Genomic DNA, 25,830 nt, shown 5'->3' with positions numbered 1-25,830 from the left:
GGAAGCTGGCCGAAGTATAATACTCCGGCCATTTTACCTGGTAATTATTCGGTTTGATCAGCAAATGGTTGTTGATAGGTCGCCTTCTTCCAGACATCGACAACCTCTCCCTCAGTATCTGTATCTATTACAAACGATCCATTACTGTAGCGATCACTTGCTGATAGTTCCAATGGGTATAGACTGTGTACTTTTTCATTATTTGTTTTAAAACAAATTTCATCTTTCTCATAGATAGCAAAAGCCCCACGTACACGATGTGCTTTTGATTTTAATTCCCGCAGCATAACCAGTCCGCGCTTTGCTCTGGTGGCTTTTTCAAATTCTTTTAGTTTCATTCGTTTGCATGCACCACGCTGGGTCACTAACACGAGGGAAGGATCTGCTAAATCATCGAACACTTGCCCACTTACAACGAATTCGTCTTGTTTCAACTGGATTGCTTTGACACCTGCAGCCCGCTGACCGACGGGTGTTACCTCTGACTCATGATACCATAGTCCATATCCTTTATTGGATGTAACAAAAATATCGGAATGCCCTTTTGTCTGGTATACATTAATCAATTCATCATCATTTTTTAAGTTGATTGCAATCAATGCTTTTGAATTGCGTTGCGCCTTATACAGTTTTAATTCACTGCGTTTTACCATGCCATTTTTTGTAAAGAAAACAAGAAAGCTATCGTCGGGAAATTCACGAACTGGAATAGTTTGAATAATTCGTTCATTTTTATCAATGGTAACCATATTGGAGATGTGCTGCCCTATGTCCTTCCAGCGAATATCCGGCAACTCATGAACGGGGAAATAAATATACTTACCTTTATTGGTAAACAATAGTAATTTATCGGTTGTGTTTAGCTCTAATAACCCGACTAGATGATCCTCTTCCTTGATGGCAAAATCCTCACCGTTTGATGCTCCGTACGATCTTAGGCTTGTCCGTTTGATATAGCCATCTCTCGTTATTGATACAAGTACATCCTCACTCGCGACCATTACCTCGATATTAATCTTTAATTCTTCAATTTTGTTCTCTATTTTAGTGCGACGCTGATCTGCATATGTTTTCTTTAATTTCCGCAAATCTGCTTTAATCGTTTGCAGTAATTTCTTTTCATTCGCCAAAACAGCTTCTAACTCAGTAATTTTTTTGCGTAATTCGTCAGCTTCTTTTTCCAGCTGGGTAATATCAGTATTGGTTAGCCGATATAATTGCAGCATGACGATTGCCTCTGCTTGTGCCTCGGAAAAACCATATGCTGCCATAATTCGTTTTTTGGCATCTCCTTTATCTTTTGATGCCCGGATTGTAGCAATTAGTTCATCCAAAATCGAAATGGCTTTTATTAATCCTTCAACAATGTGAGCCCGTTCATTTGCCTTTTTCAACTCATATTTGGTCTGTCTGGTTACTACATCTTTTTGATGATCAACATAGGCATCAAGCATCTGTGGCAGTGATAATAGTTTTGGTGTTTTATCTTGAATGGCAACCATATTGAAATGATACGTCACTTGTAAATCCGTATTTTTATACAGATAATGCAAGACGCCATCACTATCCACATCTTTTTTGAGTTCAATAACAATCCTTAATCCGGTTCGATCAGTCTCATCCCGAACTTCGGCGATCCCTTCCACCTTTCGATCAATCCGCAGTTCATCCATTTTTTTTACCATGTTCGCTTTGTTTACCTCGTATGGGATCTCATCGATGACAATTTGCTCACGGTTGCCCCGAATCGTCTCGACTTGTGCCCTTCCCCGAACAATAACTTTTCCTTTACCAGTTTCATATGCCCTTTTAATCCCGTCAATTCCTTGAATAATTCCGCCGGTAGGGAAATCCGGGCCTTTGATGACGTCCATTAATTCGTCCACGGTAACAGATGGCTTGTCAATTTTTTTGATAACCGCATCGATTACTTCAGCTAAGTTATGCGGTGGGATGTCTGTAGCATACCCGGATGAAATCCCGGTTGAACCATTAACCAGCAAATTCGGAAATTTGGCTGGTAAGACAACAGGTTCCTGAATGGTGTCATCAAAGTTCGGAATAAAATCGACCGTCGCTTTGTCAATATCACGAAGCAATTCAGAAGCGATGCTTGACAGTCTTGCTTCCGTATAACGCATAGCAGCAGGCGGATCTCCATCAATACTACCGTTATTCCCATGCATTTCGACTAATACATTACGCACTTTCCATTCCTGACTTAAGCGGACCATCGCCTCGTAAACCGATGAGTCCCCGTGTGGATGATAATTTCCGATTACTGTTCCAACGGTTTTGGCAGACTTTCGGAAATTTTTATCGTGTGTATTTTTTTCCTCGTTCATGGCATATAAAATTCGGCGCTGCACCGGTTTCAAACCGTCTCTGGCATCGGGTAATGCGCGATCTTGAATAATATATTTACTGTATCTTCCAAATCGGTCCCCAATCACTTCTTCAAGTGGCAGGTCCAAATATTTTTCTGGTTGTACCAAACCAACCCCCCCTTAAACATTTATCGAAATATAAATTCCTTTGTTTGCTGCTTTGTACCAGTTAACCGAGTGTATATTATGTGTGGATTTTATCATTTTCCAAAATATTGTTGTCTTCGTTCATGCTGAATTCGACGTGGCTTTCGATCCATTTTCTTCTTGGCTCGACTTTATCTCCCATTAGCGTGGTAACCCGTCGTTCCGCTCTGGCCAAATCCTCAATGGTAACCCGGATGAGAGTGCGCGTTTCCGGGTTCATTGTCGTTTCCCACAATTGGTCGGCATTCATTTCACCAAGACCTTTATAGCGCTGAATCGTATAGCCATTTTTCAATTGCTTTAATTCTTTCTGTAATTCATCGTCATCCCAGGCATACTTGATTTGTTCTTTTTTTCCTTTTCCCTTGGAGATTTTGTATAAAGGTGGCAATGCAATATAAACACGGCCAGCTTCGACTAGTGGGCGCATATAACGATAGAAAAAAGTTAGCAGTAATACCTGAATATGGGCGCCATCGGTATCGGCATCCGTCATAATAATAATCTTATCGTATTGGACATCGTCTAAATCAAAATCGCCGCCAACACCAGCACCAATCGTATGAATAATGGTGGAGATTTCCTCATTTTTAAATACATCCTGCAGGTTCGCCTTTTCCGTGTTAATAACCTTTCCTCTAAGTGGAAGAACCGCCTGGAATTTACGGTCTCGTCCCTGTTTTGCTGACCCTCCGGCCGAGTCACCCTCAACTAAATATAGTTCGTTTTTCCTTGGATTTTTGGACTGTGCGGGAGTTAATTTACCGCTTAATATGGCATCTTTACGCTTTTTTTTCTTACCGGATCTTGCATCTTCACGGGCCTTTCTGGCAGCAACCCGGGCTTCCTTGGCTTTGATGGCTTTTTTTATCAGCAAACCAGCGACATCCGGGTTCTCTTCCAGAAAGTATGATAGTTTCTCGGAGACAACAGCATCAACAGCGGATCTTGCTTCCGATGTTCCCAATTTACCTTTTGTTTGTCCTTCGAATTGCAGTTTTTCCTCAGGGATTCGCGTCGATATAATGGCCGTTAAGCCTTCACGGATATCGGTCCCCTCCAAGTTTTTATCCTTTTCCTTTAATAACTGTGTTTTTCTGGCATAATCATTAAACACCCGGGTCATAGCACTTCTTGCCCCGGATTCATGAGTCCCGCCGTCTTTGGTCCTGACATGGTTAACAAAGGATAACATACTTTCCGCATAGCCATCGTTGAACTGAAATGCAAAATCAACTTCGATACCTTGTTGTTCTCCTTCAAAGGAAACAACTTGATGTAATGTATCCTTTTCTTCATTCAAATAAGCAACAAATGATTCCAAACCATCGGGATACTGAAAAGTTTCCTGTTGCCTTTCCCGTTCGTCCACCAGCTCCATTTTTAGCCCTTTTAGTAGAAATGCTGCCTCCCGTAACCTTTCCGAAAGCGTTTCAAAGTTAAATACAGTCGTGGAGAAAATAGTCACATCCGGTTTGAAATGAACAATGGAACCCTGCTTCCTTGTAGTACCCCGCTGCTCTAGTTTACCAACCGTTTTTCCACCGTTCTCAAAGCGGAGAGAATAGATGTGTCCATCACGAAAACTTGTTACTTCCAACCACTCTGACAGGGCGTTGACTACTGATGCTCCAACACCATGCAGTCCGCCGCTTGTTTTATATCCGCCCTGTCCGAACTTACCGCCGGCATGGAGAATAGTAAATATAACCTCAATCGTGGACCTGCCGCTGTTGTGCGTCCCGGCTGGTATTCCTCGCCCGCTATCCTCGACAGAAATGCTATTGTCTTTATGTATGGTCACTTTAATTTGGTTTCCGTACCCTGCCAGAGCTTCGTCAACCGCATTATCCACAATTTCAAACACCAAATGATGGAGCCCTCGGGCATCGGTACTCCCAATATACATTCCGGGCCGTTTCCTTACTGCTTCCAGCCCCTCTAAAATTTGAATTGAATCATCCGAATATTGTAATGGTTGTTTAACCAAACCACACCCTGCTCCTTCCTCACAATACATAATTGGAACAAATGTTTGTTTTATAAACATACACTATATCACCTATAGCGTCAACAATCAAAAAAGCCTATTGTCTGTAGGCTTTCAACTTAGACTTTATATAGTATACTACAATCAAAATCAGAATGTATAGCTATTCCTAGTTAGCAGAGGTAAAAGCACAAGCAAGGATGGCTTTATGCAGCCATCCTTGCTACTATTTATTTCCTACCAAGACAGCGTGTGCTACCTTGATACAAAGATCCATCATGACAGTAAAACCTCGTTCATGCAAATAATCATACGCTTCTTGATTGGCTATCCCCTGCTGTGCCCAAAATACTTTTGCATCAGTTTGGGCCGCTTCCCTGGCAATTGCAGGAAGATACTCTGGCCTGCGAAAAACATTAATAATATCAATTTTTTCCGGAACATCTGTCAAAGCGGGGTAAGCCTTTTCGCCCAAAACCTTCTCCACCGTTGGATTAACCGGAATAATTCGGTACCCCTGCTCCTGCATGATTTTAGAAATTTGATAAGAGGTGCGTTCTGGATTATCAGAAAGCCCGACAACGGCAATCGTTTTTGCTTCCTCAAGCACCTGTTTTATCGTTTCATTTGCTGGGTTTTCCATTATATACACTCCTTATTTCTTTAATAATCCATGCTTAACCAGGAAGTCTTCAGCTACTTTTTTCGGTGAAGTATCTTCATAATCCACTTGATAATTCATTTCCCGCATTTGTTCATCCGTAATTTTCCCACCAAGCTGATTTAAAATATCTTCCAGTTCCGGATATTTGTTCAATGTTTCCTGACGCATTAACGGTGCACCCTGATATGGCGGAAATAAATGTTTTGGATCATCCAGGGACACTAATCCCAATTCTACCATATAACTATCGGTTGCATAAGCATCAATGACGTCAACTTCGCCTTTTTCCAGGGCACGCTGACGAATCCCCGGTTCCATTGTTTGGACATTTCCAATCGACAAGTCGTAAACATCCTGCATCCCGACATACCCATCATAACGATCTTTGAATTCAAGGGTAAATCCTGCAGTAAGTGTATCTTCTACACCTTGCAAATCGTCAATCGACTGTAAGTTATGTTGCTTAGCGAAGTCTTTTGTTACCGCAACTGTATACGTGTTGTTGTATTCCATCGGCTCAAGAAACGCCATGTCATATTGCTCTTGCATCCCCCGTTTTGCTTGGTCATAAACTTCCCGGGCATGATTGCTTTTTGCCTGCTGATCTAAATGGGTAACAATTGCCGTTCCAGTAAATTCCGGAAATATATCAATATCTCCTTGCTGTAGGGCACTAAATACAAAAGCTGTTTTTCCCAATCCCGGCTCCAATTTCACGTGTAAATCAGTGTTTTCTTCTATTAGTAGTTTATACATATTAATCAATATTTCTGGCTCGGCGCCCAATTTCCCACCAATGACCAGGTCGGGCTTTTTTTCGGTATGAATGATAAATGGGGAAACAACGACAAGCACCGCAATCAGCAACATGGCAATAAACGATTTGAAACCAGCTCTTTTGGAAATGCGTTCGAACCCGCGTAAGATAAAATCAAGTAAAATCGCAAGCAGTGCTGCCGGTATTGCGCCTAATAGGATGAGGTTAATATCTGCCCCACGATCAAGGCCCAATAGGATAAGTTCACCTAACCCCCCGGCACCAATCAGCGCAGCGATGGTTGTGGTGCCAACAATTAAAACCATTGATGTACGGATGCCAGCCATAATAACCGGCATCGCAATTGGTAATTCCACCTTTGTCAATCGTTTGAATGAATTCATTCCCATCCCGGTTGCTGCTTCCTTTAGCGCTGGATCAACCTCATTAATACCCGTATATGTATTCCGTAAAATTGGTAATAGACCATAGGCAATTAATGCAACAATAGCTGGAACTGTCCCGATACCCAATAATGGGATAAGAAATGCCAACACAGCCAAACTTGGGATCGTCTGCATAATGGCCGCAATCCCAATGATTGGCTCCGCGATCCGCCGGTAACGGGTTAAGATTAAACCTAATGGGCCGGCAATGACAATAGCAATAATTAAAGAAAGCAGTGAAATTTGTAAATGCTCCCAAATGCTTTCCAGTAATACATCCTGACGCTTTTCAAAAATAGCAATAAAATCTTTCACTGGTAAATCACCCCGTTTTCCATTTTTGTTTTACTTTTGAGAAAACGGACAATATCTTTGTAGGACAACACACCTACCAGCTTTTGTTCTTTGATCACTGGGAATAGAGTCTGATCACTGGACTGAATGATTTCTGTTGCTTTGTATAGAGGCAAATCATTCGCCAACGTTTGTACTTCCCAACGGATACCATTTATGACGGCACCACGGTACATATTATGTTCATCTCTGATCATATAAGTTCCCTCAGAAGGATAGGACTTCTCGGCAAACATTTTTTCTGTGATAACCCGGTCATTGGATTGGTCAGCGATGACATCAACCGCTGTTTGCCATGGTGATTTACGTTCACCAATAAAATCTTTCACAAACGTTGTTGCTGGATGTAAAATCAATTGCTGAGGTTTATCAATTTGTACAACCTGTCCATCCCGCATCAGGCATACTCTGTCACCAATTGCCATTGCCTCATCCATATCATGTGTTACAAATACAATTGTCTTTTTAATCTCTTTTTGCAAGGAGCGAATATCATGCTGTAACTGGTCGCGGCTAATCGGATCCAACGCACTGAATGGTTCATCCATTAAAATAATGTCGGGATCAGCTGCCAGTGCCCGGATAACACCAATCCGCTGCTGTTGGCCGCCTGATAATTCGCTGGGCATGCGTTTTAAATATGTATCTGGATTAAGCCCAACCATTTCCAGTAAATCCCGGCAGCGCTCGCGGATTTTTTTGCGTTTCCAATTTTTCATTTCCGGGACGACTGCAATATTTTCCTCAATAGTCAGATGCGGAAACAGTGCGATTTCCTGCAATACATAACCAATGTTCCAGCGTAATTCATGAATATTGTATTCGTTTATATGTCTGTTCTGTATATATATGGATCCTGATGTTGGCTCGATCAGCCGATTAATCATTTTCATTGTTGTCGTTTTCCCACATCCACTGGGACCGATCAATGTCATTAATTCTCCCTTGTTCACCTTCAAAGATAAATTTTTTACCGCCTCCGTTCCATCATCATACATTTTATGGATCTCTCTGAATTCAATCACAATTTCCCTCCTATCACTTCCCATTACTATTTCCGATACCCATTTTGTTGGAATTCAAACCTGTTAAGAACATTTGGGTTGTATTGGACTCTATTATTCCCATGGCGAACAAATATTGATGAAAGTTATTATTTTTTGGTTCTTTCCCTAATCAGTTCATGATAAAATAAACTATACTATATGATTATGTTTAAATATTTGTTCAACTCTTTTGAACATTATAAAGAGAGAAGGAATCATGATGGATTATGTTATATTCGGTATCATTGCATACTTGCTGGGATCTATACCATTTGGCGTGATAGTCGGAAAAGTAGGCTACGGCATAGATGTCCGCGGGCATGGCAGTGGTAACCTTGGGGCAACGAACACCTTTCGTGTTTTAGGGATAAAGGCAGGAACAATTGTTGTTGTAGCCGATATCTTAAAAGGAACACTGGCAACCTTGATTCCGTTGTTTTTTGATGCGGATGTTCACCGTCTGGCGATTGGGTTGTTTGCTGTTATCGGTCATACGTATCCCCTGTTTGCCAAATTTAAAGGGGGAAAAGCTGTGGCCACGTCCGGCGGGATTATTCTGGGTGTCAGTCCTATCATTTTTGTTATTATGGTTTTAACATTTTTGTTGACACTCTATCTTTCTAAATATGTCTCACTTTCATCCATGGTTACCGGTATTGTTGCATTCATCTTCGCAATCCTGCTTAAGGAAGATATCTTTCTGATTATTGCAGTAGCCATATTAACCATTTTCGTCTGTTATCGTCACAAAGAAAATATTAAACGGATTAAGAATAAAACCGAACCGAAAATTAAATGGATGTGATGGTAAATTTATCAGTCGCATAAATCAATCAATTGAATATTACCAAGGTGTCCCGTATACTTTAATTGTAAGTTAAGTACGGCTGGTGGCTGCAAATCTTTATAAAAATATCTTCTGTTTTAATATTTACTAACATAGTTTTTCTCTATGGTAAAGACGAAGAAGGAAATGTTATGAAATATATTCTTATCGGATTGATCAAATTTTATCGGAAAGCAATTAGCCCATTTAGACCACCATCTTGCCGGTTTTACCCAACATGTTCTGAGTATGGTCTAGAGGCAGTCAAACGTTTTGGTGCAATCAAGGGTGGCTATTTAACGATCAAGCGAATCAGTAGATGTCATCCGTTGCACCCTGGTGGTGTTGATTTGGTTCCGGAAAAGAAAGAAAACAATCAGAAGTAACTTTGGGGAGTGCATCGATTTTGAACTTATATGTAACTGAAGATGTGGCGAAATGGTATAAGCAAGAATTTGATCTTGATGAACCTGCATATTTCCGCTTTTATATTCGATACGGTTCCGGAGGACATATTCCTGGTTTCTCACTAGGAATACGAATAGATTCGCCTAAAGAAACATGTGCCAGCGCTATTGTCAATGACATAACGTTTTTTATTGAAACGGATGATGCCTGGTATTTTTCCGGCAAGGATTTGCATGTAACGTGGGATGAGCATCAACAGGAACCGAAATTTGTATATAAATAAATCACATCCATCAAAAGTGGAAGTTCCATTACCAGGCGCTTCCACTTTTATAGATTAGGTTATAAATTAAATTGTTTTAGTTGGTCCCACTGTTGTTCTTGTTGCAAGATATATTTCTGTTTTTCTCCAAACAAATCAAAATGTGGAAAATCTTCTTCCCGATCGATCCATGCTGCCTGTAAACCGTATTTCTGTCCCCAAGCAGCCAACTTTTCCCTGTTGCTGCAGCCAACTTTTGTGACGGTATAACAGCCTGGAAACCGTGGGTCCTGCCAATAATGTGTCAAAAAAGCAATCTCTCCGCGCGAAACTCTGTTTTTCCAGTCCATTAGCTCTTTTCGTTTGATACCGAAAGCCATCAGGAATCTCCATCTATTTGTTTGGAGTATGTCTCATGCCAGTCCGGAAACTTCCTGCGTAATGATAACGGGCGGAAACTGTCCTTTTTGACAATAACGTGTTCCGTTGTCCCACTTACAGCAACATTATCTTCTCCGTCCAAAATTTCATAGGCATAAACCGTTCGCAACCCATCATATTTTGCAAGCCAAGTTTCAACGTATGCATCCTCACCATATCGAATTGGCTTTTTATAGGAAATTTCTGCATTGGTTACGGGAGCTAAAATACCTTGTGCTTCCATTTCTTCGTAGTTCAACCCAATGCTTTCAACAAATTTCGTCCTGCCAATTTCAAACCAGGTTAAATAATTGGCATGATAGACAACGCCCATTTGATCTGTTTCCGCATATCTTACCTCGATTGGTGTACGTACCTTGTTCAATGCCAAAATCCTCCTTCATTACGAGCACTACATTATATTTTATCATAGGTTATCTACTAATGAATGCGAGATGCATTGTGGTCTTTTCTGTGATAGAGGTTTTACACTTGAGCGATGAACGTACACCAGCAAAAAACCTGGAATTATAAGGCATTCCAGGTTTTTTGAACATCATTATTGTTCATACTTTTCTTCATCAGCTATTTCGGCACGCATGCCTTTAACAGCTTCTTCGCGACGTTCATTTTTTGCTTTTATCTGTTGTTTTTGTTCAGCAGATGAGAATTCCATGGATTCATTTGCTTCTTCCATATTTTCCATAGTGTTATCGATCGCATCTCTTAACTTTGCTGCATTATCACTACGGTCATCTGGCTTTGGTTTGTTTGAATGATTGTCCGCCATGTTCAAACTCCTTTCCATGTGATATTTCTCCATTATCGTTTGCAGTTAATAATGGAAGTATACAAAAAGCTCTTCCTTTTGTTGAACCCAAAAGTCAAGAGCTTCTGAAATTGTTGCTTATTTTTTTACTTTCTTTAAAAACTTTTCACGCTTGGATTCCAGGTTTTGCTCAATTTTTTCCATGAGTAACTGATCCTGCATGATTTGTCTGCGATTCTCAATAACTAACTCATCGAATGAAAGTTTTTTCTTTAAAGAAATAGTAATCCACTCCTTTTTGTTAGGGACGTTCCCCTGTTTTATTAGCAGTATTACCATTTCTTTAGAAAATTATTATCATTTAAGCGATTGGAGCATGTCATTCATAAAATCATATGTCATTGGGCCGCTTTTTGCTGGCTGTTGGATTTTTCCATCTGTACCAATAAAATAGGTTGTTGGTATTCCGATGGTCGTATAAGTATTACTTGCGGACAAATCTTTATCGAGATAGATCGGAAAAGTATAATCATATTTATCAATGAATTTCGGGACATCCGATTCTTTATTTTCCGTACCGGTTAGATTAACAGCAACAATTTCCACATCATCTTTATGTTCATCATAAAACTTTTGCAAATCTGGCATTTCCTCTTTACATGGTGGACACCAGGTTGCCCAAAAATTTAAGAATACTTTTTTTCCCTTTAAATCCGATAACTTTATTGCCTGCCCCTCAAGTGTTTCCAATTCAATATCTGGAGCCATACTACCTGGTTCAAGGTTGCTTGTGCTATCCGGGGATACAATTGCAGCTCCATCTTCCGTTTCCATGTCATCATTTACAGTTACTGTCTTTTCGTTCTTATCTTCCTTGGACTGATCATTATCCCTTTGTGTAAAGTTGAAAATCAGTATCCCCGCAAGCAATGCAATCACAGCTATTCCAAGTATTTGTTTCATCAGGTTGTCTCTCCTTAATCAATCGTTAACCTCTCATTTGTAAGTATGCAGACAATCTTAACACTTGTAAAGTGAACAGACTATATTAAAAGCCCCTGCACATTCATCATCATATGCAGGGGCTTATTTTATATGAACCAAGCTTTTAATCGAGAAATTTTGCGTTAATGCATTGTATTATTTTTTGGCGAATTCCTCACTATCACTTGCCAACTTATCGCGCAGTACCATTTGTAAAATACCACCATGACGATAATAATCAATTTCAACTTCACTATCGAAACGAGCAATGGCTTGGAATTCAGTCTTCTTGCCATTTTCATCAACAGCAGTAACTGTTACAAGGTCATGTGGCTGAACCGTCTCGTCAATGTCAACAGTAAATGTTTCTTTACCAGTCAACCCTAATTTATCGGCATTTTGACCTTTTTCAAATTGTAATGGCAAGACGCCCATCATCACCAGGTTGGAGCGATGGATACGTTCAAAGCTTTCAGCAATGACGGTTTTAATTCCGAGCAGGATCGTTCCTTTGGCAGCCCAGTCACGAGAAGAGCCCATGCCATAATCTTTGCCGCCCATAACAAGCAAACCGGTACCGTCTTGCTCATACTTCATGGCAGCATCATAGATCGGCATCACTTCTTCGGTAGGCCAGTAAGTTGTATAGCCGCCTTCTGTTCCAGGTGCAAGCAGATTGCGAATCCGGATATTGGCAAATGTACCACGCATCATTACCTCATGGTTACCACGTCTTGAACCATATGAGTTAAAATTCCTTGGTGAAACCCCTTTGCTTTGCAGATATTGACCAGCAGGCATATCTTTAGCAATTGCTCCAGCAGGTGAGATGTGGTCAGTTGTTACGGAATCACCAAATTTGCCGATCGCCCGCAAATTGCTCAATGGTTGAACCGAACCTGCATCTTTTGATAAACCTTCAAAGAACGGCGGATTTTGAATATATGTTGAGTTTTCATCCCATTCAAATAATGGTTCATCCGTTGTTTCGATTTCGTTCCATTTTTCATTAGAATTGAAGACATTTTCATATTCTTTACGGAAGATTTCCGGTGTCACAACACTTTCTACTTGCTCTTTGATTTCTTCCATTGTTGGCCAGATATCTTTCATATAGACGGGTTTACCATCCTGATCTGTACCAAGTGCCTCAGTTGTCAGATCAATGTCAACTGTTCCAGCCAGTGCATAAGCAACAACTAATGGTGGTGAAGCCAAATAGTTAGCTTTTACTAATGGGTGAATCCTTCCTTCAAAGTTACGGTTACCTGATAATACGGAGGCAACAGTTAAATCGTTTTTGGAAATAGCTGCTTCAATTTCCTCACGTAATGGACCGGAGTTACCGATACACGTTGTGCAGCCGTAGCCGACCAGGTTAAACCCAATTTGATCGAGGTATTGCTGTAAACCAGAATCGTCCAGATAACGTGTTACAACTTTAGATCCTGGTGCCAGGGAAGTTTTGACATACTCTGGAACACGCAAGCCTTTTTCAACTGCCTTTTTGGCAACCAAACCGGCACCAAGCATAACATATGGGTTGGATGTATTCGTACATGATGTAATCGCTGCGATAGCAATGGCACCTGTTCTCATAACAGAAGATTTACCATTTGGATGGTCAATAGTAACTTCTTTATCGAATTCAGATTTATCCAGTCCAAGTCCCTGGTTACCTGCAGGAGCTGTAACTGCTTTGTTAAATTCCTTCTTCATGTTTGATAATGGAATCAAATCCTGTGGACGTTTAGGACCAGACAGGTTTGGTTCCAGTTCAGACAGATTAATTTCCACAAGTTCAGTATATTCCGGATCCGCCTGATCAGGAGAATACCATAAATTATTTTCTTTGCAATACTTTTCAACAAGGGCAATATGTTCTTCACTGCGTCCAGTTAACCGTAAATAGCTTAATGATTCCTCGTCTACAGGGAAGAAACCACATGTAGCACCATATTCCGGAGCCATGTTGGAAATGGTTGCCCGGTCAGCAAGTGGCATATCCTTTAGTCCCGGTCCAAAGTATTCAACAAACTTGCCGACAACATTTTTCTCACGCAATGTTTGCGTTACTTTCAATGCCAAGTCGGTTGCAGTTGTTCCTTGTGGGAAACTGCCGGTAAACTTAACCCCAATTACCTCTGGTGCAGGGAAATAAGATGGCTGGCCAAGCATACCTGCCTCTGCTTCAATACCACCTACACCCCAGCCAAGTACACCTAAACCGTTAATCATTGTAGTATGGGAATCCGTGCCTACTAATGTATCCGGGAATGCATCATATGTGCCGTCTTCATTTTCCAAACCATGTACAACGCTTGCGATATATTCCAGATTGACCTGGTGGACAATTCCGGTTGCTGGTGGAACAGCCCGGTAATTTTCAAACGCTTTTTGTGCCCAGTTTAAGAAATGATAACGTTCAGCATTACGCTCAAATTCAAGTTCCATATTCGCCTTTAATGCATTGGGTGTTCCGTATTGATCAACTTGTACCGAGTGGTCAATAACCAAATCAACCGGTACCTCCGGATTAATCTTATTCGGTTCACCACCCATATCGACCATTGCTTTACGTAATGATGCTAGATCGACAACAGCGGGAACACCAGTGAAGTCCTGTAAAATAACGCGTGAAGGTTTAAACGGTACGTCTACCCCTTCCCCATCTTTTGTTCCCCATTTTGCCAAACCTTTGACATGTTCATCTTTAATGACACGTCCATCATGCTGGCGGATAAGTGATTCCAATAACACGCGGACGGAAAACGGTAACCGTGTAACATCTCCCAATCCGGCATTTTCCAGTGCTTTTAAATGATAGTAGTTATACGTTTTTCCATTTAATTCGAATTGCTTCTTCGCATCGAATGCATTTTGTTTGGTCATGTAAGCTTAACCCCTTTCTTCTGTTCTGACCATTCCCCAAAGTAGATTAATAGTCCATACACATCTATTATATAGTAAATGATTTGTATCAAAAAAAGCAACTAATAGCGACTTTACATCATATAGTAAAAATTTATGTAAAATGATAACAAATACTTATCAAACGGACCAAAATCGGTAACCAAATGGTGTGTGTTCATCATTCTATCAGCCGGTGTAATAATAAGTGGCAGACCAAACTTATTATTCTATCCTTGGTAGAACAGCGCTGAACGTACTTCCCTTATCGGCATTTCTTACAATTTTCAAGCAAGCTTGATGTTGGTCCAAAATCTGCTTGGTGATCATTAATCCTAATCCGGTGCCATTCTGTTTGGTGGTGAAAAAAGGTTCGCCCAGCTTATGTATGATTTCCTCTGGTACACCTGGGCCTTGGTCAACAACATCAATCACTACGTTGGTCTCCGTTTGATATGTAAATAATTGAATCGTTCCGCCCTCATCCATTGCTTCAATAGCATTTTTAATAAGATTAATGAATACCTGTTTCATTTGCGATCGGTCACAATGAATAAAGACATCTTGCAGCGGATCCCACTCAAACGTAATCTTTTTCAATTTTGCTTGCGGTTTTAGTAATTCAATCACATCTTGTAACATCTTTGCTACGGATTCCTTTTGCTTTTTATCGGTCAATGGTTTGGAGATAAACAAAAGTTCCGAAGTAATGGTCTCCATTTTTTCAATTTCATCGACCATAATTTTATAATATTCATCTTTTCGGTTAACTCCCGCCTGCAACAACTGGATAAATCCCTTTAACGAGGTGAGCGGATTGCGAATTTCATGGGCAACCCCGGCAGCCAATTGTCCGGCAATGGACATCTGTTCCGAACGAATCATCATTTCTTCCATTTCTTTTTTGTCCGAAATATCCCTCAACGTGGATATATAATATATCTTCCCATCATCATTTTTCACCCTGCCCACCTTGCATTCGGTCCAGATATATTTCCCATCCTTAGCTTTGACATGAATATTAAACGGTTTTTCATTCCCGGACAAATCGCTGAAATGGTTTTTGATATATTCGGAATCCTTTGGTGAAATTTGCTCATACCAAAAAGTTCCTTGAAATTCTGCTGTCTTATACCCCAGTAATTGTTCAACAGACTTCGATACAAAACATACTTTTCCACTGTTATCCCAAACGGTGATCAAATCGCTTTGATGACAGTCAATCCAATCAACCATCGATTTAGGCAGACTGGCTATATCCGGAAACACGAGATCATTATGGTTGTTTTCTGTACATCCCGTTGTTTCCATACTTGCTTCACTATTTTTTGTTTCTTGTTTCATAACTTTACCCCCTTTTGCAAATTCCAACATATCTCCCCTTTATCATTACTCATATGTTTTGTCTCTAGCAATTATGACACTTGTTTGTCATGAAAACTGCTATTATAATAATAGTAGCTGTAATGCACCAAACAACAAAAATTAAAAATGAAAGCACCAAGTATTTGTATCTTACTATAAAAATCAAAAAAAATAAATCATTGCAATTGTTTACATAATAGTACAGACATTAAATGAAGGTGATAATATGTCAATATTTATGGATTATTTTATTATTTTATGGGGAATATTGCTGATTACTTTAATGGCAATTGGCGGATTTTTTATGTTCCGGAAATTTTTAAAACGGCTGCCAAAAGAGGATGGAAATTCGATACTTGATTGGGAAGAATATTATATGGAATTAACCCGGCATATGTGGGGAGCTGATGAGAAAAAATTACTGGAAGAATTGGTTTCACCTGTACCGGAATTGTTCCGTGATGTGGCAAGGCAGAAGATTGCCAGTAAAATTGGTGAGGTTGCATTGGAAAAACAGCAAAGCAAAATAACCCGCGATGTACTGATAGAGGGCTATATCATTGCTACACCAAAACGAGATCATAAGTTTTTGCGAAAAACATTGCGCAAAAAAAATATTGATGTGACACCATACGAGCCCTTGTTTGAACTGTCCCCCAAAGAATATCGGGATGGGGTTCGTGATCGTTATGCCAAAAAGAAATCATAGTTAAGATAGCGGTATACCGAACCAGGTTAATATGGCTGCAATTTTATATTCATATTTTTTTGACAAAATAAAAACACGACCGTAAATGTGCGGGCGTGTTTTTATACTTCTTGATATTTCAGGTGTTGTTCCAATTTTTTATATTTATAAAGCATGGCCAGCCGCCAGGAAACAATCATACCGAACGCAAGCAAAAAGAACATTCCGCTCGTTTCTCCCAACGAAATCGTACTGCCGATAATCAATTTAATCACCATACGTACCGCTAGCAGACCAAATAAAATAAAAACGAATGATCTGGACGGGATCAGGTAAATGTCATCCTCTTTAATTTCAAATTTCGATGTTTTAATTAGAAATATCGAAAATATCATCCCAACTATTAATGCTTCCAACACTTGTACCCATGGAACCCGAAATTCCGGAATAAAAAACATACAGGCACCCGTGCTCATAAAAATCGGTGGTAAAATAATTTTTTTCACTGACGCCGGCTTTTTTGAAGCCTTCAAGCGAACAAATATCATGGTAATAGCCATAAAACAGGCAACAAGCGTACTTGCTATAACCCAAAACATGTAAATCAACTCTTTCTTAGGTTACGAATTTATCCAATATGAACAGCAATTATAACCTTTTCCGTCTGCAGTTTGAACCTTGTGCAGATCTAAGTTTACATATGAATAGATATAGTTATATAATAATACAGTTTAATGGAAAAATCCATTTTAAAAACCAGTAAAACCGAACCAGCCGGCTAAGAATGACGTTAATTTAGTCATTAGGTCAAAAAACAAAGCTATTCCCATAAAAATCATAATATACCCACCAATTTTTACCAGAATGGGACTATTACGTTTGATCCAGTTCAATTTACCAATAAAGAAAGATAAAATCAGAAATGGAAGTGAAAAACCTAAGATATAACCGATCATCATTATCATACCAATATCCGGGTTCTGGGCTGCCAAAGTAATGACAATTCCTAAAATCGGACCCATGCATGGTTGCCATCCCAATGAAAAAGCAAGTCCTATCAGAAAAGAACCAATATAACCAGCTGGGCGATTTTTAAACGTAATCCTCCTGTCCTTCATCAAGAAATCAAATCGGAGTATACCAACAATCACCAGGCCGAAAAAGACAATCAGAATCGCACCAATTTGACGAATGACATCTTTATAAGTGATTAGGAATTCGGATATGGCGGAAGTTGCAAACCCTAACGTAATAAAGACACAGGAAAAACCCAGCAAGAAGAAAATGGTATGTAAAACACTTTTCGTATTAAATTTTTTACTATCATCCTTTAAATCCGATACACTCATACCTGTTATATAGGATAAAAAGGCTGGATAAAGTGGAAGTACACAGGGTGAAATAAAGGATAAAAATCCGGCACCGAATGCAATAAAAATGTTTATATCAGACATAATAATCCTCCCAGCAACCTTTTACTTCTTCATTTTACCAGATTCTGACCTGTGGCAAAGCATTTGAATTTGACAATTAACCAAAACTTTTCGGGCTCATGTTTTGAAGTAGGTTATTTTATTATATGATCATCATTTTATCTGCAATGATTTTTTGTTATTTGGATTCGTTTTTAATTCAAGAATAACATTTTCCGGATCAATTATTCTCCAACTGATATCAAAAGCCACTTCCTTCTGTCTTTCACCGAACAGAAAAAGTGGCTTCCAAGAATAACCATATATTTGTATAATGGCTAAGAAAAAATCAAATATGAATTCCGGCAATAAATGCAATTACAAAACGTTTTATCTTTTTAAGGAAACGTTATTTTTTCTCCTGCTGATTATTCATTGCACGCATCATTTGATTGATTTTCTTCTGTGATGGTTTCTGACCCATTTGCATCATTAGTGTTCGAAGCATTTGCTCATTAATTGGCGGGTTCTTCTTCAAATAATTCATCAAATATTTTCTGGCGATAAAAAATCCAAGAGCGACACCAGCAATTAGAGCAACAATAGCAATTAACACGACCCAAATTGTGCTCATGCAAGCTTTCCTCCTTCAAGTTGTCTCCCATACAGTATAGTAAATCAAGAGGAAGAATACAATACTTGTCCATGCAAATGCGCGCTTTCTGTAGGAACAGGGTCTACCCATCCATAATTACCCCAGTCGTTGCGAATGGTAAACAAGAACGGATAAAATGTTCGAAGCGCCGGGAACAATAAATCTTCCGCATCGTGTAAAGTGTCACACCGAAAGTTTATCTGTTTTTCGTACATATGTAAAACAATATGTGACGATTCACCGCTTATTTCCACATACGTACCATGGTCGATAAGTGTTTGCTGTGGTTGCAAGTTACGTTTTAAGTGGGTTACCAATGAGGCGGTGGAAAAAGCATTGGTTATAAAATGGTATTGTTTGTGAAGATCCGCATCTTCTGCATGATTCTTATACTCCTTAAAAAAACGATATAATATGCCACTGTTATGGAAATATCGATAGGCAAATTCTTTCTTGATCCAATAGATCGAATAATGTCCCAATGAAATCCCTCCTCTTTTATTCTATTATACGCACGCTCTATGAAAATAATGTCAATCCGTGAAGCAAAATAATACTAGTTTTGTCGAGCGGCATAAAAGTAGAGGAAAGATTAAAAAAACAGGTACCCCGGCACAAAAGCAGGTTACCTGTTTTTACTTTCGCTATTTATTTTACTAGTTTTTCGACTTCCTCAACAACACGGTTAACTGTAAACCCATATTCTTCAATGACTGTTTCCCCTTTTGCGGAGGCACCAAAACGGTCAATGCCAAGTACTGTTCCATGATCACCGACATAACGATCCCAGCCAAATGCGGAGGCCATTTCGATGCCAATACGAGCTTTTACATCTTTTGGAATGACTTCGTTCTTATATGCATCATCTTGTTGTTCGAAACGATCCCATGAAGGCATGCTGACAACACTTACGTCAATGCCTTTTGCTTGTAACGTCTCCTTTGCTTCGACAGCCAATTGCACTTCTGAACCGGTTGCAAGCAGTAGCGCATCTGGTGTATCCTTGGTTGCTTTACTGATCACATATGCACCTTTCTTAACACCTTCATACGCACGTTCTTTTGTACCTTCCAGGGTTGGCAATCCCTGTCTTGTCAGCACAAGAGCCGTTGGCTGATCATGTGATTCGAGTGCCAGACGCCATGCAGCTTGTGTTTCATTACCATCTGCCGGCCGGATTAAAGAAAGTCCTGGCATAGCTCGCATCGCAGCCAATTGTTCGATCGGTTCATGCGTCGGACCATCTTCCCCAACTGCAATCGAATCATGAGTGAATACATATGTTACCGGCATATGCATAATCGATGCCAGACGAACAGCTGGACGTAAATAGTCACTAAACACAAAGAATGTGCCGGCAAATACTTTCAATCCGCCATGTAATGCCATTCCGTTCAAAGCTGCTGCCATTGCGTGTTCCCGAACACCAAACCAAATATTGCGTCCCGCATAATCATTACGCGAAAAATCCGCTTCTTCTTTTATCGTTGTCTTATTGGAACCGGCTAAATCAGCACTTCCGCCAAAGAAATATGGTACGGATTTGGCAATCGCGTTTAACACCTCTCCAGAAGAAGCCCTTGTAGCCAATTTATCTTTTCCCGGTTCATATACTGGAAGATCTTTATCCCAATTTGCAGGCAACTCACCTTTCATCGCTTTCTCAAGTTGATCAGCCAATTCAGGATATACTTCTTTATATTTAGCAAATAGGTCATTCCAAGCTTGTTCTGTTTTTTCACCTTTTTTAACGATTTTTTCATTAAAGTCGGCGTACACTTCTTCTGGAACGTGGAATGCGTCATGCTCCCACTGATAAAATTCTTTCGTTAATTTTGCTTCATCGGAACCGAGTGGAGCGCCGTGAGAAGCTGCGGAATTTGATTTATTCGGTGCTCCATACCCGATAACAGTTTTAACCTCAATTAACGTTGGCTGATCGGTAATTTCCTTCGCCTCGGTAATTGCCTGCCGCAACGCATTCACATCATTACCATCCTCTACCGTCATCACATGCCAGCCATACGCTTTAAAACGCTCTTGGGTATTATCGGAAAAGGAGCGGTTTAGTTCACCGTCCAGGGAAATATCATTCGAATCATATAGAGCAATTAATTTACCTAAACGAAGATGTCCGGCTAAAGATGCTGCTTCATGTGAAATGCCTTCCATCAGATCGCCATCACTGACTAATGCGTAAGTATAATGATCGATTATATCAAAATCATCTTTATTATAAGTGGCTGCCAGATGTGCTTCAGCCATTGCCATACCAACCGACATGGCAATTCCTTGTCCTAATGGGCCTGTTGTTGCTTCTACACCGTCTGTATGATGGACTTCCGGATGTCCCGGTGTTTTGGAGCCCCACTGACGAAAACCTTTTAAATCATCGATGGATACATCATAGCCGGATAAATGTAATAAACCATATAACAGCATTGAACCATGTCCTGCTGAAAGAACAAAACGATCGCGGTTAAACCATTTTGAATGTTTCGGGTTATGATTCATAAAATCAGTCCATAATGTATATGCCATCGGTGCTGCACCCATTGGCAAACCAGGATGGCCGGAATTAGCATTCTCAATGGCATCAATTGCTAATGTACGTATTGTATTAATGGATAATTGTTCTACATTTTTTGACATGCGTGCTCTCCTTCCGTTTCTACAAATAATTGTATCTCTTCCTATTCTATAATGAAGTTCATATTCTCACAAGTATAAGGGGATGTTCAAAAAGTCCAAGTGACCTTTGCATTAAAGGACCCAGACTAAGTGCCCGATCCTCTTTGTCCTTTTTTGAACACGTTTTATCATGTTAATTAGTGCTTCTTTTCTCGCTCTTGCATATCACGTAATTTTTGCGGAGTCACGTCATTACCTGCAGGATCCACAACTGTCATTGATTTTAACTGGTTTTTAAACGATTTACGGACGTTTTGCAAATATTCCTGTCTTAGCGCTTGACGTTCTTTTTGCTCTTTATCAGTTAATCCTGCTGTTTTCGCTTTATGAGCCAATTCATTAATTCGATTCAGCTTTTCTTTTGATATCATAAAAGAGATCCTCCTCCAAAGCATGTAAGAACCAAGGACAAACCTACATGTCCTTGGTTTCCCATCATACCCTTCCTGGCAAGTACTTTCAAGTGTTGAGATGCTCCTTATACCTTCTATGTACCGTTGCTTTGGAGACGGAATATCCCATCCCGTTTAATGTATGAGCGATTTCTTCAAAAGTTAGCTTCTTTTGCCGTAACCGTATTACTTCTTCAATTGGAAAAGTTTTTCGTTCCCGTCCTGGTGCCTGATTTCGATTGGTCAGATTTTTACTCGGATCATACCCTTCACTGATTGCCTTTCTCATGCCACGTTTAATTTTGCTATTGTGGATCTGGCGCTGGTATTCCTCGACAATACCAACAATCTTTAGAACCATGGAATCTGATTCCGACAGTTCCAGCTGTCCCCCATGAATCGCCGTATAAATAGAAATGTTGAGTTTGCTTAACTGGTGAAATAAAGCGATTTTCGTATTGCCTCTCCCCAACCTCGTTTCATCTTGAATGAGTAAACAATCTGCCTTGTCGGCTGAAAAGAGGTCAAGCAATTGAAATATACCGTCCCGATCAATTGCATATCCACTTGCCTGTTCTGCAATGACTTGAACAACCGAAAAATCATAAGCTTTTGCAAGTTGTAAAAGCTCTTGTTTTTGCCTGTTTAATGATGTTTCCTGTGTCTCCTTATTCGTACTAATCCGGCAGTATAGAATCGCCCTCACTTAAAAACACCTTCATCCTTTATTATAACCTATGCACTCATAATTAGGGAAAAATATAAAAACCCTAATGTGAAAGCAAAAGTCACTAAATAGAATACATCGGTCTTGGTAAGTTTTTCAAACATATCAATCCGCTCCTTCTCAACAAATAAGAACTATTGTTCGCTGTAGTTAATAATTAGTTTATATCAGAACATACGATCTTGTCAACATTTTTTCGAACGAATGTTTGATAAATTTATACTACAATGATAAACTAGTATTAATAAATCCTATGCGAGAGGAGTTAGTTCCATGACCAAGCTGTCCAAAAGACAACAGATGATCCTGGATTTCATTAAAGATGAGGTTAACAAGAAAGGGTATCCGCCATCTGTCCGCGAAATAGCAGGTGCTGTTGGGCTTGCATCGAGTTCAACAGTTCACGGCCATTTGGCAAGAATTGAAAGTAAAGGTTATATTCGACGTGACCCTACCAAACCAAGGGCCATTGAAATTTTAGATCCATTTGAAGAAAACAATATTCCAAAAGATGAAGCGCGATATGCTCCGGTTATTGGTAAAGTTACAGCTGGTATCCCGATTACTGCAGTCGAAAATATTGAAGAGTTCATTCCACTGCCAAGTTCAAGCGCAGGACCGGATGAGAGTTTATATGTGCTGGTCATCGAAGGGGAAAGTATGATTGAAGCCGGTATATTGGATGGGGATAAAGTCATCGTCAAACAACAAAACACTGCCCAAAACGGTGACATTGTGGTAGCCATGACTGATGAGGATGAAGCAACAGTTAAACGATTTTTCAAGGAAAAAGACCATATCCGCCTGCAACCGGAAAATGCAACAATGGAACCGTTAATCTATCAAAATGTAACGCTTTTGGGTAAAGTAATTGGATTGTATCGGAACATTCATTAAAAAGACCCCTTGATACGTTATCAATGTATCAAGGGGTCTTACTACAATACTATTTTAACAAACCAATCCAATCCGTTCCTGTTAATTGACCACTTACAACAATACCTGCAACAAACAGGATCATGGTTATTGTAACAAACAAATAACATTCGAGCGATTCTTTCCAATATGGTTTGTTCTTTTTCATAATTATTACCCTCCATACTTGATACATATCATGAATAAACAATAAAAACTTAATCCTGGCAGAAAGCTAAAAGCACCAAGTTAAGATTTGATTTCGTATCAGGAGAGGTAATTTGATTGATACTTCTTTACGTCCAAAAACCCATACGATTCCATATCATGGGGGAGAAAATGGAATGAACGGATGATAGGTGCAGGATAATATACAATCGTTTTGTAAGGATGAGAAATTAAATCCGTTTTATATTCGTGCACAACCGGGAGTGTAGGAGTTTCCGTTATATGAGCGGCGTTGATATCTGATACGGTAGTTGCTGCACCAATTGCCGGCTCATCAATTGAGCTTACATCTATTTGTGATGTCATGTACATCGATTGACCTATTGCAAAAAACATCAACAACATGAATGCTATTGTAGCTATTTTTTGCCTCACCTTGCATCCCCCATTCCAGCAACCGGTTTTAAAAAACGGATATGTTTATTCTACCATGTAATTCATCGTTTTGGAACGTTTGCAGAATCCCCTGCTTGTAATGAATGGATGTATGATATATGAGACAATCTATTTTTTGACGTTCTTTATTTCCACTAATCATTATTTTAGTGCATGTTCAAAAAGGAGGATAAAAATGACCGAGAAGTTCTAGGCGGCGTAGCTTCGAGCACCGGAGTGTACATAAAAGGTACATGAGGAGCGGAAAAGCAAGCCAACGAGCTTCTTCAAAGGAAGGCCGACTAAAAACGGGCTTGCGCTCAGGCGTCGGCATACCCTTTTTGCAGGGGCATGTCATTTTTACCGGACTTTTTGAACATCCTCTTTTAATTACATATTTTCTTCAAATAAACAAAAACTTAACTCAAACTGCAAAAGATCATATCATTCATGTTAGGAGACAACAATATGGGATTTCCGGTGATACATACAAATTTTTGGGATGGCGTTATTGCTGTGCCACTGATCGTTATTATCACACAGCTATTTAAAATATTTCCGATACCTCGGCAGTATTTCCCGACGATTGCATCGATCCTCGGGTTTTCCATTTCTATTTTTTATAGTCACAGACATGACTTATGGGCCGGCTTTTTTATGGGTGGCTTTTATAGCGCGGCAGCCGTGGGCACCTATGCTTCATTAAAAACTTCATGGGTGACATTTAAAAATAGAAAAAAATCTGTTAGTAAGATTGACTCTCGTATAACCGAATAATTTTTCAGGATACACGAAAATGACCGTTAAATATAACGGTCATTTTCGCATTTCATTAATAGTCGGACAAATACTGTTTCCGCTCCCATGGATGAACAATCGTGCAGAATCTACAGTATTAGACTTTTTTAACCCTGTATTTAAGGGGGGGCGGTTCATCTATCTTATCAAAGTAGAACATTTGATTCCGAAAACTTCGAGGCATGAATGAGGCATGTTTTGGGGCACAATAACAAACAATGCATCGTAGCAATAATTTCGAATTAAACATACTCGCTGATACATATACTGCAATTGGAACCCCTAGATGGGATGGCTGATTCGGGGCAAGATCAGTCGTCCCTTTTTGTAGCTTATAATATTTAATTTTCCTTTAACCTATTGTCGTTGGTGCATAAATGTCGATGTGAGGGAGAAAATACGTTTAAAATACGTATTTTGGAGGTTTATATATTGACTAATCAACCCAAAATGAGTTCCGCTGAACTGGGTTCACTATGGTTGACATACCAAAAAAAGACACTGATTTTGCGAATGTTGGAGTATTTCATTGAGAAAGCCGATGATGAAGAAGCCAAAAACCTAATGTCAGGATTGTGGGAACAACTTCATCCAAAGGTTGCCGAAATGAAAGCCATGTTTGAAAATGAAGGGGCAGCATGTCCGGAAGGCTTCACCAAAGAGGATGTCAATCTAGAAGCACCAAAGTTATGGGAAAATGGCTTTGATATTATGTTCAGCCGGGTTCTAAAGGAAATTAGTACGGGGTTGTATGCACTTCATTTAACAATATCGTATAGGGAAGACATTATTAATTTTTATAATCAAGTTACCGTAATAACAGAGACATATTATAATTTGTTTACACAATATCTTCTTAAAAAGTCGATACTGCCGCGTCCGAATTATGTCGCCATGCCAAAGTCAGTTGATTTCATAACTGATAAACAATACATGAAGGGCACCAACATTTTGGGTTATAAGCGACCATTAAATACTGTTGAATTCGGCGTATTGTATCGATCAATTGAATCCAATATTACAGGAATGCAATTATTGCAAGGTTTTGCTCAATGTGCCAATGATAAGGAAGTGCAAAAGTATTTTACAAAAGGCATGGAACTTTCAAAAGAAATTTTAAAAGAAAATGGAGATATCTTTCTACAAAATAACTCAACTTTCGCAGAGTAAAAATGACATCTAACCTTTATCTGGTAAAGTACTTTTGGAAATTC

Annotated in this window: 28 protein-coding genes; 7 read left to right on the top strand and 21 right to left on the bottom strand. The window is 39.6% G+C overall.

Annotated elements, in window-relative coordinates:
* Window positions 1-44 precede the first annotated feature (44 nt).
* From parC to ABRT01_RS08300, 5 genes are all read right to left on the bottom strand, one after another.
* The gene (parC, locus tag ABRT01_RS08320) at window positions 45-2,495 is read right to left on the bottom strand and encodes a DNA topoisomerase IV subunit A (protein ID WP_367746788.1); all 2,451 of its coding nucleotides are present in this window, start codon (window positions 2,493-2,495) and stop codon (window positions 45-47) included.
* Between the two features lie 76 nt (window positions 2,496-2,571).
* Window positions 2,572-4,554: a DNA topoisomerase IV subunit B gene (parE, locus tag ABRT01_RS08315; protein ID WP_269412543.1), complete on the bottom strand. Its 1,983-nt coding sequence runs from the start codon at window positions 4,552-4,554 to the stop codon at window positions 2,572-2,574.
* A gap of 196 nt (window positions 4,555-4,750) precedes the next feature.
* The gene (locus tag ABRT01_RS08310) at window positions 4,751-5,167 is read right to left on the bottom strand and encodes a CoA-binding protein (protein WP_269409160.1); all 417 of its coding nucleotides are present in this window, start codon (window positions 5,165-5,167) and stop codon (window positions 4,751-4,753) included.
* A gap of 12 nt (window positions 5,168-5,179) precedes the next feature.
* Entirely contained in the window at window positions 5,180-6,706 is a 1,527-nt protein-coding gene (locus tag ABRT01_RS08305; protein ID WP_269409161.1) for an ABC transporter permease/substrate-binding protein, read from the bottom strand.
* On the bottom strand, window positions 6,703-7,770 hold the full coding sequence (locus ABRT01_RS08300; RefSeq protein ID WP_269409162.1) for an ABC transporter ATP-binding protein: 1,068 nt from the start codon (window positions 7,768-7,770) through the stop codon (window positions 6,703-6,705). The genes ABRT01_RS08305 and ABRT01_RS08300 overlap by 4 nt, the downstream gene beginning before the upstream one ends.
* 241 nt (window positions 7,771-8,011) lie before the next feature.
* On the opposite strand from ABRT01_RS08300, the gene plsY reads away from it, so the two are divergent.
* The 3 genes from plsY to ABRT01_RS08285 all read left to right on the top strand — a co-directional run bounded on the left by plsY (window position 8,012) and on the right by ABRT01_RS08285 (window position 9,308).
* Window positions 8,012-8,596 (top strand): glycerol-3-phosphate 1-O-acyltransferase PlsY, encoded by a 585-nt coding sequence (gene plsY / locus ABRT01_RS08295; RefSeq protein ID WP_269412544.1) that lies wholly within the window; start codon window positions 8,012-8,014, stop codon window positions 8,594-8,596.
* Between the two features lie 173 nt (window positions 8,597-8,769).
* Window positions 8,770-9,003: a membrane protein insertion efficiency factor YidD gene (gene yidD / locus ABRT01_RS08290; protein ID WP_269409163.1), complete on the top strand. Its 234-nt coding sequence runs from the start codon at window positions 8,770-8,772 to the stop codon at window positions 9,001-9,003.
* 20 nt (window positions 9,004-9,023) lie between these two features.
* Window positions 9,024-9,308 carry a HesB/YadR/YfhF family protein gene (locus ABRT01_RS08285; RefSeq protein ID WP_269409164.1) on the top strand — a complete coding sequence of 95 codons (285 nt, stop codon included), beginning with the start codon at window positions 9,024-9,026 and terminating at the stop codon, window positions 9,306-9,308.
* A gap of 59 nt (window positions 9,309-9,367) precedes the next feature.
* Here ABRT01_RS08285 and ABRT01_RS08280 read toward each other — a convergent pair whose 3' ends face one another.
* The 7 genes from ABRT01_RS08280 to ABRT01_RS08250 form a co-directional block, all read right to left on the bottom strand.
* Entirely contained in the window at window positions 9,368-9,667 is a 300-nt protein-coding gene (locus tag ABRT01_RS08280) for a hypothetical protein (RefSeq protein WP_269409165.1), read from the bottom strand.
* On the bottom strand, window positions 9,667-10,092 hold the full coding sequence (locus ABRT01_RS08275) for an acyl-CoA thioesterase (RefSeq protein WP_269409166.1): 426 nt from the start codon (window positions 10,090-10,092) through the stop codon (window positions 9,667-9,669). The genes ABRT01_RS08280 and ABRT01_RS08275 overlap by 1 nt, the downstream gene beginning before the upstream one ends.
* 174 nt (window positions 10,093-10,266) lie before the next feature.
* Window positions 10,267-10,497, bottom strand: a complete 231-nt coding sequence (gene tlp, locus ABRT01_RS08270) for a small acid-soluble spore protein Tlp (RefSeq protein WP_367746787.1) — start codon at window positions 10,495-10,497, stop codon at window positions 10,267-10,269.
* A 117-nt stretch (window positions 10,498-10,614) separates the two neighbouring features.
* Window positions 10,615-10,815, bottom strand: a complete 201-nt coding sequence (locus ABRT01_RS08265) for an FbpB family small basic protein (protein ID WP_269409168.1) — start codon at window positions 10,813-10,815, stop codon at window positions 10,615-10,617.
* Between the two features lie 18 nt (window positions 10,816-10,833).
* On the bottom strand, window positions 10,834-11,439 hold the full coding sequence (locus ABRT01_RS08260; RefSeq protein ID WP_269409169.1) for a redoxin domain-containing protein: 606 nt from the start codon (window positions 11,437-11,439) through the stop codon (window positions 10,834-10,836).
* Window positions 11,440-11,616: 177 nt separating this feature from the next.
* A complete protein-coding gene (gene acnA, locus ABRT01_RS08255; RefSeq protein ID WP_269409170.1) occupies window positions 11,617-14,352 on the bottom strand; it encodes an aconitate hydratase AcnA in 2,736 nt (911 codons plus the stop codon).
* A gap of 243 nt (window positions 14,353-14,595) precedes the next feature.
* Window positions 14,596-15,714, bottom strand: a complete 1,119-nt coding sequence (locus tag ABRT01_RS08250) for an ATP-binding protein (protein ID WP_367746786.1) — start codon at window positions 15,712-15,714, stop codon at window positions 14,596-14,598.
* Window positions 15,715-15,961: 247 nt separating this feature from the next.
* Here ABRT01_RS08250 and ABRT01_RS08245 point away from each other — a divergent pair, with 247 nt between their 5' ends.
* Complete coding sequence (locus tag ABRT01_RS08245; RefSeq protein ID WP_269409173.1) at window positions 15,962-16,444, top strand: DUF2621 domain-containing protein; 483 nt, start codon at window positions 15,962-15,964, stop codon at window positions 16,442-16,444.
* 101 nt (window positions 16,445-16,545) lie between these two features.
* Here ABRT01_RS08245 and ABRT01_RS08240 read toward each other — a convergent pair whose 3' ends face one another.
* From ABRT01_RS08240 to ABRT01_RS08210, 7 genes are all read right to left on the bottom strand, one after another.
* A complete protein-coding gene (locus ABRT01_RS08240) occupies window positions 16,546-17,022 on the bottom strand; it encodes a CcdC family protein (RefSeq protein ID WP_269409174.1) in 477 nt (158 codons plus the stop codon).
* Between the two features lie 150 nt (window positions 17,023-17,172).
* Entirely contained in the window at window positions 17,173-17,877 is a 705-nt protein-coding gene (locus ABRT01_RS08235; RefSeq protein ID WP_269409175.1) for a cytochrome c biogenesis CcdA family protein, read from the bottom strand.
* A gap of 367 nt (window positions 17,878-18,244) precedes the next feature.
* Window positions 18,245-18,469, bottom strand: a complete 225-nt coding sequence (locus tag ABRT01_RS08230; RefSeq protein ID WP_269409176.1) for a YneF family protein — start codon at window positions 18,467-18,469, stop codon at window positions 18,245-18,247.
* A gap of 44 nt (window positions 18,470-18,513) precedes the next feature.
* Entirely contained in the window at window positions 18,514-18,972 is a 459-nt protein-coding gene (gene sirA / locus ABRT01_RS08225) for a sporulation inhibitor of replication protein SirA (RefSeq protein ID WP_269409177.1), read from the bottom strand.
* Window positions 18,973-19,138: 166 nt separating this feature from the next.
* The gene (gene tkt / locus ABRT01_RS08220; RefSeq protein WP_269409178.1) at window positions 19,139-21,142 is read right to left on the bottom strand and encodes a transketolase; all 2,004 of its coding nucleotides are present in this window, start codon (window positions 21,140-21,142) and stop codon (window positions 19,139-19,141) included.
* Between the two features lie 176 nt (window positions 21,143-21,318).
* Window positions 21,319-21,552 carry a DUF896 domain-containing protein gene (locus tag ABRT01_RS08215; protein ID WP_269409179.1) on the bottom strand — a complete coding sequence of 78 codons (234 nt, stop codon included), beginning with the start codon at window positions 21,550-21,552 and terminating at the stop codon, window positions 21,319-21,321.
* Window positions 21,553-21,640: 88 nt separating this feature from the next.
* Window positions 21,641-22,279: a YneB family resolvase-like protein gene (locus ABRT01_RS08210; RefSeq protein ID WP_269409180.1), complete on the bottom strand. Its 639-nt coding sequence runs from the start codon at window positions 22,277-22,279 to the stop codon at window positions 21,641-21,643.
* A 294-nt stretch (window positions 22,280-22,573) separates the two neighbouring features.
* Between ABRT01_RS08210 and lexA the strand changes: the two genes are divergently transcribed.
* Window positions 22,574-23,197: a transcriptional repressor LexA gene (gene lexA, locus ABRT01_RS08205; protein ID WP_269409181.1), complete on the top strand. Its 624-nt coding sequence runs from the start codon at window positions 22,574-22,576 to the stop codon at window positions 23,195-23,197.
* A gap of 49 nt (window positions 23,198-23,246) precedes the next feature.
* Here lexA and ABRT01_RS08200 read toward each other — a convergent pair whose 3' ends face one another.
* Window positions 23,247-23,384, bottom strand: coding sequence for a hypothetical protein (locus ABRT01_RS08200; RefSeq protein ID WP_269409182.1), 138 nt, complete (start codon window positions 23,382-23,384; stop codon window positions 23,247-23,249).
* A gap of 98 nt (window positions 23,385-23,482) precedes the next feature.
* Entirely contained in the window at window positions 23,483-23,818 is a 336-nt protein-coding gene (locus ABRT01_RS08195; protein WP_269409183.1) for a hypothetical protein, read from the bottom strand.
* Between the two features lie 468 nt (window positions 23,819-24,286).
* Here ABRT01_RS08195 and ABRT01_RS08190 point away from each other — a divergent pair, with 468 nt between their 5' ends.
* On the top strand, window positions 24,287-24,595 hold the full coding sequence (locus ABRT01_RS08190; protein WP_269409184.1) for a hypothetical protein: 309 nt from the start codon (window positions 24,287-24,289) through the stop codon (window positions 24,593-24,595).
* A 453-nt stretch (window positions 24,596-25,048) separates the two neighbouring features.
* Window positions 25,049-25,786, top strand: a complete 738-nt coding sequence (locus ABRT01_RS08185; RefSeq protein ID WP_367746785.1) for a DUF3231 family protein — start codon at window positions 25,049-25,051, stop codon at window positions 25,784-25,786.
* Window positions 25,787-25,830: the final 44 nt, after the last annotated feature.

The organism is Lentibacillus sp. L22, assembly GCF_040812445.1.
Taxonomy (GTDB): Bacteria; Bacillota; Bacilli; order Bacillales; family Amphibacillaceae; genus Lentibacillus_C; species Lentibacillus_C daqui.
The sequence above is the reverse complement of the archived record's forward strand: the minus strand, read 5'-3'. Positions and strand labels throughout refer to the sequence as shown.

Bases quoted from the DNA above. Each gene is read 5' to 3' on its own strand.
- parE (WP_269412543.1), bottom strand. From the start codon at position 4,554: ATGTATTGTGAGGAAGGAGCAGGGTGTGGTTTGGTTAAACAACCATTA.
- ABRT01_RS08310 (WP_269409160.1), bottom strand. From the start codon at position 5,167: ATGGAAAACCCAGCAAATGAAACGATAAAACAGGTGCTTGAGGAAGCA.
- plsY (WP_269412544.1), top strand. From the start codon at position 8,012: ATGGATTATGTTATATTCGGTATCATTGCATACTTGCTGGGATCTATA.
- yidD (WP_269409163.1), top strand. From the start codon at position 8,770: ATGAAATATATTCTTATCGGATTGATCAAATTTTATCGGAAAGCAATT.
- ABRT01_RS08280 (WP_269409165.1), bottom strand. From the start codon at position 9,667: ATGGCTTTCGGTATCAAACGAAAAGAGCTAATGGACTGGAAAAACAGA.
- tlp (WP_367746787.1), bottom strand. From the start codon at position 10,497: ATGGCGGACAATCATTCAAACAAACCAAAGCCAGATGACCGTAGTGAT.
- ABRT01_RS08265 (WP_269409168.1), bottom strand. From the start codon at position 10,815: ATGGTAATACTGCTAATAAAACAGGGGAACGTCCCTAACAAAAAGGAG.
- ABRT01_RS08260 (WP_269409169.1), bottom strand. From the start codon at position 11,439: ATGAAACAAATACTTGGAATAGCTGTGATTGCATTGCTTGCGGGGATA.
- acnA (WP_269409170.1), bottom strand. From the start codon at position 14,352: ATGACCAAACAAAATGCATTCGATGCGAAGAAGCAATTCGAATTAAAT.
- ABRT01_RS08250 (WP_367746786.1), bottom strand. From the start codon at position 15,714: ATGAAACAAGAAACAAAAAATAGTGAAGCAAGTATGGAAACAACGGGA.
- ABRT01_RS08245 (WP_269409173.1), top strand. From the start codon at position 15,962: ATGTCAATATTTATGGATTATTTTATTATTTTATGGGGAATATTGCTG.
- ABRT01_RS08240 (WP_269409174.1), bottom strand. From the start codon at position 17,022: ATGTTTTGGGTTATAGCAAGTACGCTTGTTGCCTGTTTTATGGCTATT.
- ABRT01_RS08235 (WP_269409175.1), bottom strand. From the start codon at position 17,877: ATGTCTGATATAAACATTTTTATTGCATTCGGTGCCGGATTTTTATCC.
- ABRT01_RS08230 (WP_269409176.1), bottom strand. From the start codon at position 18,469: ATGAGCACAATTTGGGTCGTGTTAATTGCTATTGTTGCTCTAATTGCT.
- tkt (WP_269409178.1), bottom strand. From the start codon at position 21,142: ATGTCAAAAAATGTAGAACAATTATCCATTAATACAATACGTACATTA.
- ABRT01_RS08215 (WP_269409179.1), bottom strand. From the start codon at position 21,552: ATGATATCAAAAGAAAAGCTGAATCGAATTAATGAATTGGCTCATAAA.
- lexA (WP_269409181.1), top strand. From the start codon at position 22,574: ATGACCAAGCTGTCCAAAAGACAACAGATGATCCTGGATTTCATTAAA.
- ABRT01_RS08200 (WP_269409182.1), bottom strand. From the start codon at position 23,384: ATGAAAAAGAACAAACCATATTGGAAAGAATCGCTCGAATGTTATTTG.
- ABRT01_RS08190 (WP_269409184.1), top strand. From the start codon at position 24,287: ATGGGATTTCCGGTGATACATACAAATTTTTGGGATGGCGTTATTGCT.